The organism is Streptomyces sp. NPDC048254 (genome assembly GCF_043201895.1).
Classification (GTDB): domain Bacteria; phylum Actinomycetota; class Actinomycetes; order Streptomycetales; family Streptomycetaceae; genus Streptomyces.
Window position 1 is genome coordinate 18,157 of sequence record NZ_JBICZJ010000011.1, and the last position, 16,881, is coordinate 35,037.

At 67.4% G+C, this 16,881-nt stretch carries 8 protein-coding genes; 4 read left to right on the forward strand and 4 right to left on the reverse strand.

Going from position 1 to position 16,881, the window contains the following annotated elements:
* Positions 1-50 precede the first annotated feature (50 nt).
* Together ACGFZQ_RS28965 and ACGFZQ_RS28970 are read left to right on the forward strand one after the other, a co-directional pair.
* On the forward strand, positions 51-1,937 hold the full coding sequence (locus ACGFZQ_RS28965) for a DNA/RNA helicase domain-containing protein (protein WP_393843027.1): 1,887 nt from the start codon (positions 51-53) through the stop codon (positions 1,935-1,937).
* Positions 1,938-2,129: 192 nt separating this feature from the next.
* The gene (locus ACGFZQ_RS28970; RefSeq protein WP_393843028.1) at positions 2,130-4,238 is read left to right on the forward strand and encodes a DNA/RNA helicase domain-containing protein; all 2,109 of its coding nucleotides are present in this window, start codon (positions 2,130-2,132) and stop codon (positions 4,236-4,238) included.
* Between the two features lie 73 nt (positions 4,239-4,311).
* On the opposite strand, the gene ACGFZQ_RS28975 is transcribed toward ACGFZQ_RS28970, so the two are convergent.
* From ACGFZQ_RS28975 to ACGFZQ_RS28985, 3 genes are all read right to left on the reverse strand, one after another.
* The gene (locus ACGFZQ_RS28975; RefSeq protein ID WP_388711075.1) at positions 4,312-4,440 is read right to left on the reverse strand and encodes a DUF6408 family protein; all 129 of its coding nucleotides are present in this window, start codon (positions 4,438-4,440) and stop codon (positions 4,312-4,314) included.
* A gap of 376 nt (positions 4,441-4,816) precedes the next feature.
* Positions 4,817-5,236 carry a hypothetical protein gene (locus ACGFZQ_RS28980; RefSeq protein ID WP_393842823.1) on the reverse strand — a complete coding sequence of 140 codons (420 nt, stop codon included), beginning with the start codon at positions 5,234-5,236 and terminating at the stop codon, positions 4,817-4,819.
* Positions 5,233-7,563 carry a competence protein CoiA family protein gene (locus tag ACGFZQ_RS28985; RefSeq protein ID WP_393842824.1) on the reverse strand — a complete coding sequence of 777 codons (2,331 nt, stop codon included), beginning with the start codon at positions 7,561-7,563 and terminating at the stop codon, positions 5,233-5,235. Before ACGFZQ_RS28985 ends, ACGFZQ_RS28980 begins: the two co-directional genes overlap by 4 nt.
* Positions 7,564-7,960: 397 nt before the next feature.
* Here ACGFZQ_RS28985 and pglW point away from each other — a divergent pair, with 397 nt between their 5' ends.
* Positions 7,961-12,670 carry a BREX system serine/threonine kinase PglW gene (pglW, locus tag ACGFZQ_RS28990; protein ID WP_393842825.1) on the forward strand — a complete coding sequence of 1,570 codons (4,710 nt, stop codon included), beginning with the start codon at positions 7,961-7,963 and terminating at the stop codon, positions 12,668-12,670.
* Positions 12,667-16,281: a BREX-2 system adenine-specific DNA-methyltransferase PglX gene (pglX, locus tag ACGFZQ_RS28995; RefSeq protein WP_393842826.1), complete on the forward strand. Its 3,615-nt coding sequence runs from the start codon at positions 12,667-12,669 to the stop codon at positions 16,279-16,281. Before pglW ends, pglX begins: the two co-directional genes overlap by 4 nt.
* Here pglX and ACGFZQ_RS29000 read toward each other — a convergent pair.
* Positions 16,208-16,792, reverse strand: a complete 585-nt coding sequence (locus ACGFZQ_RS29000; protein ID WP_393843029.1) for an ATP-binding protein — start codon at positions 16,790-16,792, stop codon at positions 16,208-16,210. The two genes, pglX and ACGFZQ_RS29000, sit on opposite strands and share 74 nt — an antisense overlap.
* Positions 16,793-16,881: the final 89 nt, after the last annotated feature.

Sequence of the window (16,881 nt, forward strand, 5' to 3'; positions counted from 1 at the left end):
GACACGCCCCCACCCGCACGAGTCCTTTCGTGCTGCCTGGGGGGAAGTCCTTGCTGTTCCGCGCGTCCGCGAAAACGGTCGCCGTCATGGCACTCGACGGTTCGCTGTTCCTGCACCTCACCGACAATTTCGTCCACATGCACGGCTATCGGCCCGGCGCCTCGGAGGTGCGTTCCTGGGAGCGCAGCGTCCCCGTCCTGGCCGCCGCCCTCAACGACGCCGGCCTGGGCGACGTGGAGGTCATGCTGGAGTACTCGCTCCCGCTGAACAGCAAGCGTGCAGACGTCGTGCTCGCTGGAGTGCACCCGGTCACGGGCGAACCGTCGTACGTCGTTGTGGAGCTGAAGCAGTGGAGCCAGGCGCTTCCCCACGAGGACGACCCCACTCTCTGCCACGTCGACGCCTATGCCCATCCGGTCCTCAACCCCATCGAGCAGGTGCGCCGCTACTGCGAATACCTCGTCAATTTCAACGGGGCAGTGTCCGAACACGGGCACCGGGTCGCCGGAGTGGCATTTCTGCACAATGCCACCGAGTTCGGCGTCGCAGGGCTGCGGGAGATCGAGCGCGATGGCAAAGGCCTGCTCTTCACCGCGGAACGCCGTGGTGCCTTCCTCGACCACCTTCGTACGAGGCTGAGCGACAAGCACCCGGGGGCCCGGGCGGCGGACGATTTCCACGCAGGGGCCACGGCGCCGTCGAAGCAGCTCATGTCCGTGGCCGCCGAGGAGGTACGCGAACGCACCCAGTTCGTTCTCCTCGACGAGCAGCAGGTCGCCTACCGCATGGTGCTCAACGCGGTGGAGAAGGCGAAGCGCGCCGATCGCAAGGAGGTCGTCATCGTCACGGGCGGGCCCGGTACCGGCAAGAGCGTGATCGCTCTCCAACTGCTCGGCGAGCTCTACCGGCGTGGGGTTGCGGCACTACACGCCACCGGATCGCAGTCGTTCACGAAGACCATGAGGAAGGTCGCCGGAGCGCGCAAGCGGGAAGTCCAGGACCTGTTCAAGTACTTCAACAGCTTCATGGCGGCCGAGAAGAACAGCCTGGGCGCCCTGATCTGCGACGAGGCTCACCGTATCCGGGAGACCTCGGCCAACCGCTACACGCGCGCCGCGCACCGTACCGGCAGGGCACAGATCGACGAGCTCATCGACGTCGCCTACGTGCCCGTCTTCTTCCTCGACGAGCACCAGGTCGTCCGCCCCGGCGAAATGGGCACCGTGGCCGAGATCAAGGCAGCGGCGGCGAAGCGGGGCATCCCGTGCAGTGTCGTTCCGCTGGACAGCCAGTTCCGCTGCGGCGGCAGCGACGCCTACCTGCGCTGGGTAGTTCGCCTCCTCGGCCTTGAGCCGGGCGGACCGGTCGTATGGGAACCCGACGACCGCATGCAGTTGCTGGTCGCCGGCAGCCCGCAGGAGATGGAAGCCTTCCTGCAAGCCCGCCGGACCCAGAACTACGGCGCCCGTATCTCCGCGGGCTACTGCTGGCGCTGGTCCCCGGAACCCAAGCCCGGCGACCCGCTCCCGCCCGACGTCGTCATCGGCGACTGGGCCCGCCCCTGGAACCTGCGCGGTGACCGATCCGTGTCCGGTGCTCCCCCGGCGGCCCTGTGGGCCACCGACCCGGCCGGCTTCGGACAGGTCGGCTGCGTCTATACCGCACAAGGCTTCGAGTACGACTGGTCCGGAGTTATCATCGGCCCCGACCTGGTCTGGCGCGGAGACCGCTGGGTGACAGACCGCACGGCGTCGAAGGACCCGGTGTTCAAGAGGTCCACTCCCGACGCGGACGTGGACCGCCTGATCCGCAACACGTACAAGGTGCTCTTGACCCGCGGAATGGTCGGCACGGTCGTCTACTCCCCGGACCGGGAAACCCAGGAGAAACTACGGGAGCTGGTGGGTGCCGAGCGGGGCGTGGCTGTCACGGCGTGAACGACCGGCCCCCACGCAGCTTTTTCGCCAACTTGCCGCTGGCATGCCATGAGCTGACCGGAGGCGCGCGCGTGAGCTGCCGCGTTCTCTAAGATCACCCGTACCAATTGCGGCCCGACGGGCTTCCCCTGCGTGAGGACACGCCCCCACCCGCACGAGTCACTCGTGCCCTGGGGGAACCACCTCGTGTCCATGCTCCTGCTGAGATTGTCTGCGCAGGATTTGCTCACCTTGAACTCCAGACGGCGGATGGTGCCGCACCTCGCAGCCAGATACCGGTACTTCCGAGGGCGCGATGTGTCCGATGGCGAACGGGAGGCGTGGGCCGCGAGCCTGGTCGAGCTGGCGGAAGACCTGGTTGAAGCGGATCGGGGCAACGTCGAGATGGTCGTCGAATGCGCGGCTACGGTCGACGAACCGGAAAAGGGAGAACCACCCCTCATCGATGTCGTGCTCGTAGGCCGTCACCCCGAGACGCACCTGCCCTCGTTCCAACTCGTGGAGCTGAAGCGGTGGTCACTTGTGACAAGGGTGGAAGCCGCCACCGCGGAACTCGTCAGAGTGCCGGGATACAAGAAGCCCAAGAAGCATCCTGCGCTACAGCTCCGGAACACGTACCAGTTGTTCACCGGGGATCAGGGACCACTGCGTGGCATCACCGTCGAATGCGGCGGATTCGCGTACCTGCACAATGCCACCGATGACTCCGTCCGGCCGCTGCTCGATACATTGGCACCGACGGGAGCCTATGAGCGGGTGTACACCCTCGACAGCCGAGACCTGCTCCTTGCGGACCTGCGTCGGCATTTCGCGGAAGACGGCGCGGCTTCCGAGGCCGAGCAACTCCTGCGGTTGATGAACCTGCGCAACACACCACTCCTCGATGCGATGATCAGGTCGCGCGGAGAGGACACGGTGTTCACCTTGCGCGGACAGCAGAAGAGAGTGGCGGAGAGCGTTCTCCAACGAGCCGCCCGAGTTCTCGGCAGTCCTGACGAGCCCGTGCCGCCGCAGGACGACGAACGAGCCGTATTCATCGTCACGGGTGGCGCAGGCACTGGAAAGAGCGCGGTGGGTCTGCAGCTCAGGGCAGACTTCGAGGCGGCCGGACACGCCGTGATGTACGCCAGCGGCAGCCGCGCCTTCAACGGAGCGCTCCAGGAGCAGGTGGGTTACACGGACAAGGAGTTCAGGAAGAGGTTCGCCTTCTTCAGTCACTTCGTGAGACCTCCGGATCCTCCCTTGGATGTTCTTATCTCGGACGAGGCGCATCGCTTGAGAGAGCGAACCATCGACCAGTACCGCCGAAAAGAGAAGATGGGTACTCAGCCTCAGGTCGACGATCTGCTCGACGCCGCCCGGCTCACGGTGTTCTTTCTCGACGAGAGCCAGTCCGTGCGGCCCAAGGAGGTCGGGACGGTGAGCCTGATCGAGGGAGCCGCAAGAGCGCGGGGGATCACGCCACTTCGCTATGGGCTCAGGGAGGAATGGCGCTGTGGGGGAAGCGACGCGTACATCCGCTGGGTGCGGGCTGTTCTCGACATCGAGGCAGGAACCACCGAGTGGACCCCGGACGGTTTGATGCATGTCGAGGTGGCCGACAGCCCAGAGGAACTGGAGTACATCATCAGGACCGAGGCGGAGGCGGGAGCGACGGCGCGCATGGTGGCCGGCTTCTGCTGGCCGTGGACCGATCCGTTGGGCAAGGGGAAGGCGGCGCGACTGGAGACAGATGTGCGGATCGGTGACTGGCACCGACCGTGGAACGCGAAAGGCGATTCCTTTCGCGAGAACGGCGCGGTGCCGCCGTCCACGAAATGGGCAGTGCATCCGTACGGCATCAACCAGATCGGCTGCGTCTACTCGGCTCAGGGGCTTGAGTGGGACTGGTGCGGGGTGATCGTTGGCGAGGACATGGTGAGACGCGGCGACCGCTGGGTCTACCGCAAGGGGCGGTGGTATGAGGACCCGGAAAGAAAGGTCAAACGCGTCAAGGTCCCCGGTTCGTTCGACATGAAGCTTCGGGAGGGGACGGGAAGTGAGGAGGACAAAAAGGAGGAGTTCGAGCGTTGTGTTCGGCACGCCTATCACGTGCTCATGACCAGGGCGAGCCGGGCGACGGTGCTGTACTCCACGGATGAGGAGACGCAGGCCTACCTCAAGAGCTGCGTAGGCGAGGTGCAGATACACGGCCTGCGGCCCACGTGGGAAAACCTCCCTGCCGAGGCACGGATACCACATCCTCCCAGCCCGAAGAGGAAGGGCAACGACACCGATCCCGACCAGGAACTGCTCTTTTGACGGGGCCTCGTCGTATGGCGGGCCCCGGCACACAGAAGAGTGGCGGGCTCACCGGGCCCGCCACATGCCTGCCTCAGATGAGGTGGCGCGCTGCCACCGCCAGTGCCTCCCACACGAGGTTGGAGATCAGACTTGCGGCGGCGCCGGCCAGGATCTCGCGGATCCAAGGACGACGCGCAGGCTTGTACTCGACCGGTTCCATGATGGGCCACTCCAGGTTGTGAGTTCGGAATGGCAGGGATCGCCCTACCGGGCATCCGCCCTCACCGAAGTGAGGTCCACGTGGTGGATCAACCATCCGTCACTCACGACCAGCGGACTGAACCGCGGATCCGCCCCGTACCCTCCGGGAAGGTGCGCAGCGAGTAGTAACCCTAGCGCACAGCTCGGACGTCGGATCAGGTCAACTCGCAGACCACACAGGGCGGTCAGCGCCTCAGTAAGCACGAGCACGCGACCATGCGTCCTGAGGTCGTCCACGGATGCGGGGTGCTTGTCCCCACGTCGCAGGCGGGCGTGAGGGTGGACGCTGCCGTGGAGTTCGTGATGGACGCCCCAGCGGGTGTGTGCCAGCGCGCTCAGAAGATCTTGCAGAGCGTCATCGCACGCGTGTCGACCTCGCCCGGCGATCCGAGGACGGAGTCGCGGCCCACATAGACGGTGTCCCAGGGGGAGGTTCCGGCTGGGCAGTTGCCGGTGCTGAGGAGCAGCCCGCCCGAATGGTCTGAGTGCAGTGTGCTCGCGTCCGGCAACTGCTGGGTGGCCGGTTCAGCGGAGGCGGCGGGCTCTCCCTGGTCACCTTTGGCGCCGCGCTCGCCTTGCGGTCCTTGCTCGCCCTGAGGGCCCCGGAGTCCTTCCGGTCCCGCCGGGCCCCGGGCGCCGGCGGGGCCCGTCCCTACGAAGTAGGTGCCGGCCACTGCTCCTGCTGCGCCGGAGAGGGCGACAACGGCTGCGGTGGCGGCGACACCTATCGCCACACGGCGGCGGTTCGGTCTCATGTTCTTTCCTCCGGGTCGGAGGTGCTGGTAGTGCTGTATGCCGCGAACGTGCGGGCCTGTTCGGTCTTGCGGACCTGGCCCAGTTCGATAGGGCGTAGGACGTGGGGCCGGCCGACGTGTTTGAGGATGGCGCCGAAGTACGGTACGGGCGTGTGCTCGTAGGCGACCACAAGGGAGGAGAGCAACACCCCGTAGGCGGGCGGGCTGTCAACGGCTATGAGGATCGCCTCCCTGGCGCTGTCGGAGAGGTCCGACGGCTTGAGCCCGGCGGCAGCGGCGAGAGTGTGCCAGCCCACACAGACCTGGCGCTGGGCGGCGTCGACGAGCGCCCGCCGTACGGCTACGACCACAGCCGCCTTGGTGGTCCCGAGCTGGCCCCAGCGCACGTGGTCCTTCTTGGCCGCCGGAACGGCACTGCCACTTTGAACTGTTGACGCGGACCGCGCACCGCGCGCGTATACACGGTCCAGGGCGGCCTGCCAGGCCGCCTGCACAGTCGGGGTGGTGGCGTTGGGCTCCCAGCCCAATTCGGCCAGCACGTCACCGAAGAACGGAGCCGGGCCAGGGGCCTGGCCGTCCGCCTTCACCAGGGCCGACAGCAGGCCACCGCTCGCGAAGTACGGCTTGTCCACCGTGGCCAACAGCCTGACCTGGTCCTTGGCGGACAGTGTGGAGGGCGGGATTCCTTGCCCCTTCAGCAGGGTCGTCCACTTGATGAGGCTGCGCCCGTTGGCGACGAGGTTCAGACGTACGCGGATCCGGCCCACCAGTTGGGCGTCCTCCCATGGACGCGCGGCACTCTGCCCCGCCGAGGCGGTCGGGGACTGCCGGTGTTCCGGCACTGATTGGCTCCGGGCGAGGGCGTACGCGGTCCTCCGCTCGCGATCCCAGATCTCCGCAACCTTCGCCTCGGACAGGTCCGATCTCCAGCCGAGGCCGGCGAGAACGTCGGCGAAGTACGGGGCGGGTGCGTCCGAGGCGTCTGCGGATTTGACGAGTGCCGAGAGCACGGGATTGCCGTCGGCCCGGGGATGGTCCACTGCGGTGAGCAGGCGGACGCGTTCGTCCGGGCTGATGCTGCCGGGCGCTGCGCCGGCGTGGTTGATCAGCGTCTCCCAGTCGATGGTGCCGCGGGTGCGCGCGACGAGGGCGAGCTTGGAGCGGAGAAGGCGGATTGTCTCGTCCTCGTCCAGAGGGAGAGCGCCGGGCGTTGCGGCCGGTTCGGTCGTGGTGGGGGCTGGGATGGCCGCGGCGGGTCGCTCGGGCGGCACCGGCTTGGGGCGCAGGTCCGGCCAGCGGGGATCGGTCCGCTGGGGGAGGGGCGAGGCACCCTCTGCACGTATCAGCCAGTCCGTTCCGGAGAGTGCCGCGTCCGTGAGCGGCAGCAGGTGCGCTGAAGAGTAGATGACGTGGAGCTGGTGCGGTGGCGGGGCAGGGTGGTCGTGCGGCAGGGTGATCCGGACCCGGACGGGGGCCGATCCGAGCGGCTGGGCGTCGGCTTCGTAGTGGCGTACGGCGGGGGTGTCCGACTCCGGCACTGGTGCCGGGTATTCGGTGGTCGCCGTGAAGGCGATGGTGCCGGGCGCCAGCGGGAAGGCGACGGAAGCGGGCGTGCTGGTCACGGTGGGTTCGGCTTCGAGCCGCGGAGTGACGATCCCTTCGTCCGACAGGCGGCACTCGGACAGAGCCGACCACGCGAGGCTGTTGTCCGGATACTGGGTGCCCACGTACATCGCGCGGGTCTCGCCCTCGGTGCGACAGGATATGCGGATGGCGTGCCCGGCAACCTCCACCTCGCTGTGGGAGAGCCCGCAGTATGGGCCGTACGCCCAGTGGACGTGGGTGTGCCGTTGCGCGAGCCGGTCGCGGGTCTCCTGCCATTCGCGGAGGGACATGCGGGCCATCTGCACACGGACGAGTCGAGTCCGGCCCTGGCCGTACCGGACTTCGACAGCCCCGCCGTGGGGCGAACCCGGGTCCAGGTAGCTGACCTCGGCATCCTGGTACCCCTGTCGCTGCAACCAGCGCCGCAGCGCCTGCCCGACGTACAAGTGGTCAGCGCTGGCCTCGCCAGTCTCGGTACGGCGGCAGTGCACGGGCGGGCGGTGCGCGAAATGGCACTTCTTTTCGGTGTACCGCTTGGGCGTCAGCTTCTTGCCGCAGCCGCCGAGCAGGACCCCGCAGTAGAAGTCGTCGCGGGTCCGGCCGCGCATGAACCGGTCGAAGTCGTCGTGGTCGTACGGCAGGAACACCGGCCAGTCGGAGTGTGCCTGGCCAACGACGGCCGTCTGGACCTTGCGGGTGTCTTCGTCTTCGAACGACGGCATGCGGCCTCCGGGCGGCGGGCAGGGGCGGCGAGACTGTGACCCGCGGCGGACCGGGGTACGTGGACGGGTAGCGGATTATGAGCATCGCCAGCGGGCTGGTCTGGTTCAAGAGCGGGTACGGCGGCTCCGAAGGAGAGGAGTGTGTGAAGTCGTACATGCCCCAGGAGCAGTGCATGTACGTAGGGTGATTTCATCGGTTATGCAACAGCACTGATTGATCTGTATGCACAATGGCCTCTTGAGGTCGGGCGGCCGGTTTTGATCACGCAGGCGGTATGTCCCATAACCCCGTCCTTCACCGCCTCTTCTCATGTCACATGCAACCACTAGGATCTGCGTCGGGGTCTGGCCACGGGGAACGGCGGCCTTTGTGGGACACGAGAAGCGGGGAACAGGCATGCGGGAAGGCCGGTGGGTCACGGTCACCGAGTCGGAGTTCGATCACGAACGCCGCGGCCTTGACGCGATCCGGGAGAAGCTGCCGGACTCCGATCCCTGGCGTGCCTGGTCGAACTTCACGTTCACCGCGAACACCGGCCACGTCCGTGAGGTGGACCTGCTGGTCGTCGCTCCCGGCGGCGTCTGCATGATCGAGCTGAAGGACTGGCACGGCTCGGTCACGTCCGAGAACGGCACCTGGGTGCAGACCACACCCGGCGGTCGTCGCCGTACGCACGGCAACCCGCTCCACCTGGTCAACCGCAAGGCCAAGGAACTGGCCGGCCTGCTCGCGCTGCCCGGCAACAAGCGGGTCTGGGTCGCCGAGGCCGTCTGCTTCACGGACAACAGCCTCCGTGTACGGCTTCCCGCTCACGACCAGAACGGCGTCTACACCGTCCACCAGCTGGTGGAGATGCTCAAGCAGCCCCCGAACGACGAGCGACGCCGTATCACCGCGATCGCGTCGCGCGAGATCGAGGCGGCCCTCAAGCACATCGGCATCCGCAAGAGCGACGCGCAGTACAAGGTCGGCCCGTACGAGCTGGAGCGGAAGTCCTTCGACTCCGGGCCCACCTGGGCGGACTATCTCGCCCGCCACAGCGACCTCCCCGAGGCCGCCCGCGTCCGCATCTACCTCAGCGAGCGCGGCTCCGACGCCTCCCTGCGCCAGTCCGTCGAGAACGCGGCCCGCCGCGAAGCCGCGGTGCTGGGCCGTTTCAAGCACCCGGGCGCGGTCGAGCTCAAGCAGTACTTCCCCTCCGGGCACGCGGCCGGCCCAGCGCTGATCTTCGACTACCACCCGGACACCCTGAAGCTGGACGAGTACCTGGTCCAGTACGGCGAGAAGCTGGACATCCTCGGCCGGATGGCGCTGGTCCGCCAGCTCGCCGAGACCATGCGCTCCGCGCACTCCAGCCGTATCCACCACCGCGGGCTCGCCGCCCGCTCCGTGCTCGTCGTCCCCCGACCGCGCGGCAGGAAGGGCCGGGCGGTGGGGGAGGAGGCCGCCTGGCTCACCCCGCACCTGCAGATCTCCGACTGGCAGATCGCCACCCAGCGCAGCGGCGACTCCTCCCAGGGCCAGGGCATGACCCGCTTCGCGCCGACCGCCCTGTCCGCGATGCACCTGGCCGACGACGCCGACGCCTACCTCGCCCCCGAACTCACCGCCCTCCACCCCGACCCGGTCCACCTCGACGTGTACGGCCTCGGCGTCCTCACCTACCTGCTGGTCACCGGCAAGGCCCCGGCCGCCAGCCAGGCCGAGCTGCTGGCCCGACTGGAGGCGGGCGAGGGCCTGCGCCCCAGCTCCCTGGTGGACGGTCTGTCGGAGGACGTGGACTTCCTGGTGCAGGCCGCCACCGCCTACCGCCCCGGTCAGCGCCTGTCCAGTGTGGACGAGTTCCTGGAGCTGCTGGAGGTCGTGGAGGACTCCCTCACCGCCCCGGCCCAGGAGGCCACCGGTACGGAGGAGCCGGGCGACGAGGACGACCGGACCGCCGACGACAAGGACCCGCTGGAGGCCGTCGCCGGTGACGTGCTCGCCGGCCGGTGGGAGATCCGCCGCCGCCTCGGCACCGGCTCCACCAGCCGCGCCTTCCTCGTCCGCGACCTTGAGGCCGAGGCCCGCAGGACCCGCCCGCTCGCCGTGCTGAAGGTCGCCCTCTCCGACAGCCGCAGCGAGATCCTCGCCCGCGAGGCCGAGGCCATGGGACGCCTGCGCCCCCACTCCGGCATCATCCGACTCGTCGAACCCGAGCCGCTGCACCTCGGCGGCCGTACCGTCCTGGCACTGGAGTACGTCGGCGACGAGCGCGACGACAACGGACAGGGCACCGAGGGCGGCGGACGCCCTCGCCGCCGCGAGGAGACCGTCTCCCGCCAGCTCCGCGACAACGGCCGCCTCCAGGTCGACCAGCTGGAGGCGTACGGCGACTACCTCTTCGGGGCCGTCGACTTCCTGGAGGGCGAGGGCGTCTGGCACCGCGACATCAAGCCCGACAACATCGCCATCCGCATCCGCCCCAACCGCACCCGCGAACTCGTCCTCATCGACTTCTCCCTCGCCGGCTACCCGGCGAAGAGCACCAACGCGGGCACCGACGGCTACCTCGACCCCTTCGTCGACGTCATCACCCGCGGCTCGTACGACTCGCACGCCGAGCGGTACGCCGTCGCGGTCACCCTGCACCAGATGGCCTCCGGCGAGCTGCCCAAGTGGGGCGACGGCAGTGTCCTGCCCCGCATGACCGACGCGAAGGAGTGGCCGTACCCGACCATCGCGGCCGAGGCCTTCGACCCCGCCGTACGGGACGGTCTCGTCGCCTTCTTCCAGAAGGCCCTGCACCGCGACGCCGGCAAGCGGTTCCCTGAGCTGAAGCCGATGCGGGACGCCTGGCGCAAGGTCTTCCTCGACGCCTCGCAGACGGTCCCGTCCAGCCACCGCACCCGCGCGTCGGCCCCGGTGGCTACGGCGGCGGGGGAGGCGCTGCCCGCTGAGGGCGCCGCCGCTGCGGCGATCGCGGACGCCGAGCCGGAGAGCGCCGAGCAGCAGCGCGACCGGCTCGCCGCCGAGGTCACGCGGGATACTCCGCTGACGGTCTCCGGACTTACGCCCGCGGCCCAGTCGTTCTTGTATGGCCTGGGCATTACGACGGTCGGCGAACTACTCGACTACAGCCGCCGCAAGCTCGTCAACGCCCCAGGCCTGGGCGCCAAGACCCGCAACGAGGTCCAGCAGCGGCAGCGGGAGTGGGGCGAACTGCTGCGCGAGATCCCCGTCTCGCCGCTGACGCCGAAGGGCCGGGCGGAGGCCAAGGAGGAGCTGGAGCAGCTCACGGCCGCCGAGTCGGCCGTCGTCGGCCAGCTCGCGACGGGCGACTCGGCAGGCACGCTGTCCCCGCGCACGTTGCGCTCGGTCAGCCTCGACACCCTCGCCACCGTCTTCGTGCCCGCCGTCAACAACAACGGCTCCAACCGCAACAAGGCGGAGATGGTGCGGCTGTTGCTGCGCCTGCCCGACGAGCACGGGGTCCTGCCGGACATCGGCGTCTGGCCGAAGCAGAAGGATGTCGCGGACGGTCTTGGGCTGAGCCACGGCCGTATCCCGCAGATGCTCAAGGAGGAGCGCAAGCGCTGGAAGGCGGAGCCCGCTGTCCAGGCGCTGCGCGAGGAGATCATCGACCTGTTGGTGAGCATGGGCCGGGTCGCTTCGGCGGTGGAGATCGCGGATGCCCTGGCGGTCCGGCGCGGCACGCATCTGGCGGGGCGTGAGCAGCGGCGGGCGATGGCGCTGGCGGCCGTACGGGCCGTGGTCGAGGTCGAGCAACTGCTGCCTCAGGAGGCCGAGTTCCAGCACCAGCCGAACCGCAAGGCAACGGACGAGTCCCTGGGCGCCGGCCTGCTGGCCCTCGACGTACGGGAGACCGACGGTCCGGATACCCCCACTGCGCCGGGCTTGTTGGAGTACGCGACTCGTCTCGGCAAGACGGCTGACCGGCTGGCCAGGCAGGACACTTTGCCGACGGCGGCGACCGTGCTGGCCGAGCTGGGCGGGCTGACGGTGCCGCCGGGTGCGGTGGACTGGGACGAGCGGCGGATGGTGGAGCTGGCGGCTGCGGCGTCGCTGAATGCGGCTGCCACTCCGCGCCTGGAGATCTACCCGCGTGACTTGTCGCTGGTCCGGGCGCTGCGCCTCACGCAGGCCGGGCTCGTCCGCTGGATCCCGGGTATGCCGGAGGGGCAGCAGCCGGGCCTGACCGGTGAGGCGGTGCACGAGAGGGTTCGGGCTCGCTTCCCGGAGATGGTCGTTCCTGACGGGCGTGGCGGCACGCACCACGAACTGCCGACGGGCGGCCCGCTCACCAAGGCCTTGCGCGACGCCGGCTTCGAACTGTCGCTCAGCATGCATGAGCGCGAGGGCGTGCTGCGGTATCTGCCGACGCGGGTGGACGACGCGTCGAGCTATCTGACGACGGGTGCGTGGCGGCAGTCGACGCGTACGGGGGCGGTGACGCGGTACGCCGACGATCCGCAGCTCGCGGGCGCGGTACGCGCGGAGGAACGGCTGCTCGCGTCGGCCCGCCGGGACGGGTACCGGGTGTTGACCGTACGGCAGCAGTTGGTACGGGATGCGGTGCGGGAGCTGGGTGCCGGGCGGTTGGGCACGGATGCGGTGTCGGTGACGGAGCTGTTCCTGGAGGCACTGCACGCGCAGGTCACGCCGGGTACCAAGCCCACGTGGGAGACCTTGCTCAAGGCGGATGCCGCTGAGCCGGGTTCGAAGGGCGCGGTGCGGTTCGCGGAGTACACGCGGACGGCGTGGGGTGCGGTGGAGCCCCGGATCGCGGAGCTGCTGGGTGACGGTGGTGGGGGCGGCGGGGCTGGGCCTGTACTGCTGACGGAGGCCGGGGTGTTCGCGCGGTACGACGCGATGGGCGTCCTGGACCGACTGGCGTCGGCGGCCCGGCGGGGCGGGCGGGGGCTGTGGCTCCTGGTCCCGCAGAGCGACCCCTCGCGCGAGCCCCGGCTCGGGCAGGTGGCTGTGCCGTACCAGGCCGGCCTGGGGGAGTGGATTCAGCTTCCGGACACGTGGGTGGGCAACGCCCATCGCGGGTCCGGCGAGGTTGTGGCTAGTGCCAGTGGTGTCGAGGGAGACGCGAAGTGATCGACCGCAAGGCTCTGTTGAACGACCTGAAGCAGCAGGTCAAGGCGGTCGAGACCGACCTCGGGCGACAGGTGAAGGCGCTGGGGGATGTCGGTGCGCGGCTCAGGGCTGAGTACGACCAGGCGCGCAAGCTGGGGCGTACGGCGGCGACGTGGACCTCGTGGCTGGACGAGCGGGTCACGCAGGTCGCGGTGGCGTGGGTGCTGGGGACTGTGTTCGTGCGGTTCTGCGAGGACAACCGGCTGATTCCCGAGCCGTATCTGACGGGGCCGGACGGGGATCGGCGGGAGCTGGCGGAGTCTCGGTACGACGCGTATGTGGAGTCGGACGAGGATCCGACATATCGAGGCTGGCTGCGACGAGCCTTTGCGGAGGTAGGCGACGGACGGGCCGGTCGCCTACTGTTCGATAGCAACCACAACCCCCTGTACCTGATCCCGCTCTCGCACGACGGTGCGCGGGAGTTGGTCGAGTTCTGGCGGCAACGTGACGATGCGGGCGTCCTTGTCCACGACTTTACCGACCCGCTGAATGAGGACGGTACGGAGGGGTGGGACACACGGTTCCTGGGCGACCTCTACCAGGATCTGAGCGAGGCCGCCCGGAAGACGTACGCGCTGCTCCAGACGCCGGAGTTCGTGGAGGAGTTCATCCTCGACCGGACGATGAATCCTGCGGTGCGGGAGTTCGGGTACGAGGAACTGAAGATGATCGACCCTACCTGTGGGTCGGGTCACTTCGTGCTGGGCGCGTTTCGGCGGTTGGTGCGGCTGTGGAGCGAAGGCCAGCCAGGCAAGGGCGTGCATGAGCGGGTGAGGGCTGCGCTGGACTCGGTGCACGGCGTGGACATCAATCCGTTCGCGGTGGCTATTGCTCGGTTCCGATTGCTCGTTGCGGCTATGGCGGCGGGCGGTGTGTGGACGCTGGCTGAGGCTGCGAAATACGAATGGCCCCTTCACCTCGCAGTGGGGGACTCGCTCATCAAGACGCGGCAGCTGGGGCTGTTCGACGGCGCTGAGGGCGGTGATGGGCTAGCTGAGTTCGCGTACACGACGGAGGACATCCACGACGAGCACGCGGGGATCCTGCAGCAGGGCCGGTATCACGTGGTAGTGGGTAACCCGCCATACATCACGGTCAAGGACAAGAAACTGAACGCCTTGTATCGGGAGCTGTATAACGCTTGTGCTGGCAAGTATGCGCTGTCCGTACCGTTCGCTCAGCGGTTCTTTGAACTCGCCAAGCGGGGGACTGCTGACGGTCGCGATTACGGAATGGTTGGCCAGATCACGGCGAACTCGTTCACGAAGCGCGAGTTCGGATCCAAGCTCATCGAAAGCTACTTCGGTCATGACGTTGAACTGACAGAAGTCATTGACACGTCCGGGGCATATATTCCAGGGCATGGGACGCCTACGGTCATCCTAGTTGGTAGGCCCCGAACGGGCAGCAGCCGTTCCGCAACGATCCGGACGGTGCGGAGCGTCCAGGGCGAACCCTCTGCGCCAGAGCGCGCGGAGAACGGTAAGGTCTGGCGAGCAATCGTTGAGCAGATCGACAAGCCAGGCTCGAGTGGGCAGTGGGTAGCGGTGGACGATCTGGATCGACTGCGGTATTTTTCCAAGCAGCCGTGGGTCCTCGCAGACGGTGGTCTTGAGATGCTTGAGCGAATTTCTGAGGCTCAGCAAACCGCACTGAAACAAGAGATCTCGCGGATTGGCTTCTACGGTGTAATTGGCTCTGACGACGCCATGACGGCAGCATCTCATGTTTTTCGTCGAATCAATGCCGAGCGCACATTCGTGAGGCGTCTGGTAGTTGGCGACGAGGTGCGAGACTTCGGCTTCCTTGAGGGCGATAGTGCGTTTCATCCTTATGACGTGGAGCGAAACCTGCTGCAACTCGACGCCTTTCCCCGCTTGGGTCAGTGGCTCTGGGCGTCGCGTACAGAGCTCGGTAATCGTGCGACCTTTTCAGGCGGTACGTATCTCAGTGATGGTCGCCCCTGGTGGGAGTGGCATCAGTTGCCAAAGGATCGACTTGTGCACACATGGGCAATCACCTGGGGGGAAATCACCACATTTCCAAGCTTCGTGCTAGATAGGGGTGATTTTGTATTCAATCGCACAGCCCCGGTGATTAAGCTGAAAAGTGAAGCGTCGGAGGCTGATCACCTTCGCATTTTCGGATTGCTGAACAGCTCGACGGCCGCCTTCTGGCTTAAGCAGGTATGTTTCGACAAGGGCAATGGTGGCATTGGTGGAGGTATCTCGGACGAATTTTGGGAACATCGTTTCGCGTTCAATGGAACGAACGTGGAGCAGTTTCCGATTCCCGCAAATTGCCCGACTGTATTCAGCGCTGCTCTCGATACTCTGGCCCGTCAGCTTTCCACAGCTGCTCCCTCTGGTATCTGCGCAGTTGGTGCGCCGACCGTAACGTCCTTGGGTCAAGGGAAGGAAGTTTGGGAGTCCACTCGCGGCGGCATGATCGCCCTCCAGGAGGAACTGGACTGGCAGATCTACTCCCTCTACAACCTCCACTCAGAAGACCTCCGTGTCTCCGAGAACCCCAACGACCCCAGCGTCCCGGAACTCGCCCTTGGGGAGCGTGCCTTCGAGATCGTGCTCGCCCGCCGCGTTGCAGCAAGGGAGGTCAGCGACGAGTGGTTCAAGCGGCACAACTCCACCCCCATCACGGAGATCCCCGCCCACTGGCCCGCGCCCTACCGCGAGGTCGTTCAGAAGCGGATCGACGCCATCGAGTCGAACCGTGCCATCGGCATGGTCGAGCGCCCCGAGTACAAGCGCCGCTGGGCCACAGAAGGCTGGGACGCTCTCCAGGAGAAGGCACTGCGCTCCTGGCTGCTCGACCGTATGGAGAACCGCGATCACTGGTTCGACGAGAACGGCCAGCCCACCATCCTCACCCTGGCCCGTCTCACCGACGTGCTCTCGCGCGACGAGGACTTCGTCTCCGTCGCCAAACTCTATGCGCCTCGCAAGGAGCTTGCGAAGGTCGTCTCCGAGCTGATCACCGACGAGCATGTGCCGTTCCTCTCTTCCTTGCGTTACAAGCCGTCCGGCCTCAGGAAGCGCGCCGACTGGGAAGAGGTGTGGGACCTTCAGCGCAAGGAGGATGCCGCCCCGGACGAGCCCGCCAAGCGGAAGATCCGGGACTCCATCCCTGTGCCGCCGAAGTACACCTCGGCAGACTTCCTCCGTGCCTCCTACTGGAAGGCGCGCGGCAAGCTCGACGTGCCCAAGGAGCGGTTCATCTCTTACGGGCAGACCAACGCCGCCACCCCCGAGCTGTACGGCTGGGCCGGCTGGGACCACCGGGAGCAGGCGCAGGCCCTCGCCACGTACTTCACCAACACCGCACTGACCGCCGAGGAGATCACGCCGTTCCTCGCCGGCCTGCTGGAACTCCAGCCGTGGCTGTCCCAGTGGCACAACGAGTTCGACATGCTTTATAGCGGCTCCCCGGCGGACTTCTTCGCCGGTTACCGCCAGCAGAAGCAGGGCGAGCATGGACTCACGGACGACGATCTCCGTGACTGGCAGCCTCCGGCAGCCACCCGAGGCCGTCGCGCCGATGTGAAGAAGTAGCCGGAAACGACTCGGTGTTGTGCCCGTATGCCGACGCCGAGTCTGCCGGACCAAGGGTCGCCGGGTGGGTGTGCGAGCGGCCCCCGTTCGGTACGCGTAGCTCCGCCCATACCGTTTTGCCGGGGGCGGCCGGGCGAGGGGTGACGCCCCAGTCGTCCGCGAGGGTGGCGATGAGAAGTAGGCCGCGGCCGGACTCGGATGTGAAGTCGGGGGTCAAGGGAGTGGACGGGGGCTGCTTCTCGGCTCGGGTGTCGGTTACCTCGATGCGGAAGGTGCCCTCGGCCAGGGTGAGTTGGACGTGGAAGTCCCGGCCGGGGATGTGACCGTGGCGTACGGCATTGGCGCTGAGTTCGGCCGTGATGAGGGTGAGCGTTTCGTTGGCCGGGGTCGTGTAGGGGTGGCCCCAGTCGTTCAGGCGGTGTGAGACGAGTCGGCGGGCGAGGCGGGCGCCGCGTGGGGTCGAGGTGAAGCGCATGGTGAACTCGCGTTCGGGTGTGAGGTGCTGTGGCATATGCCCGTTCGGGGGAGTTGCTGACTTCATGGGGTCAACGGTTGCGGACTCTGCGTAGCGTTGACCAGGAGCGACGTGCTGACGGGTGC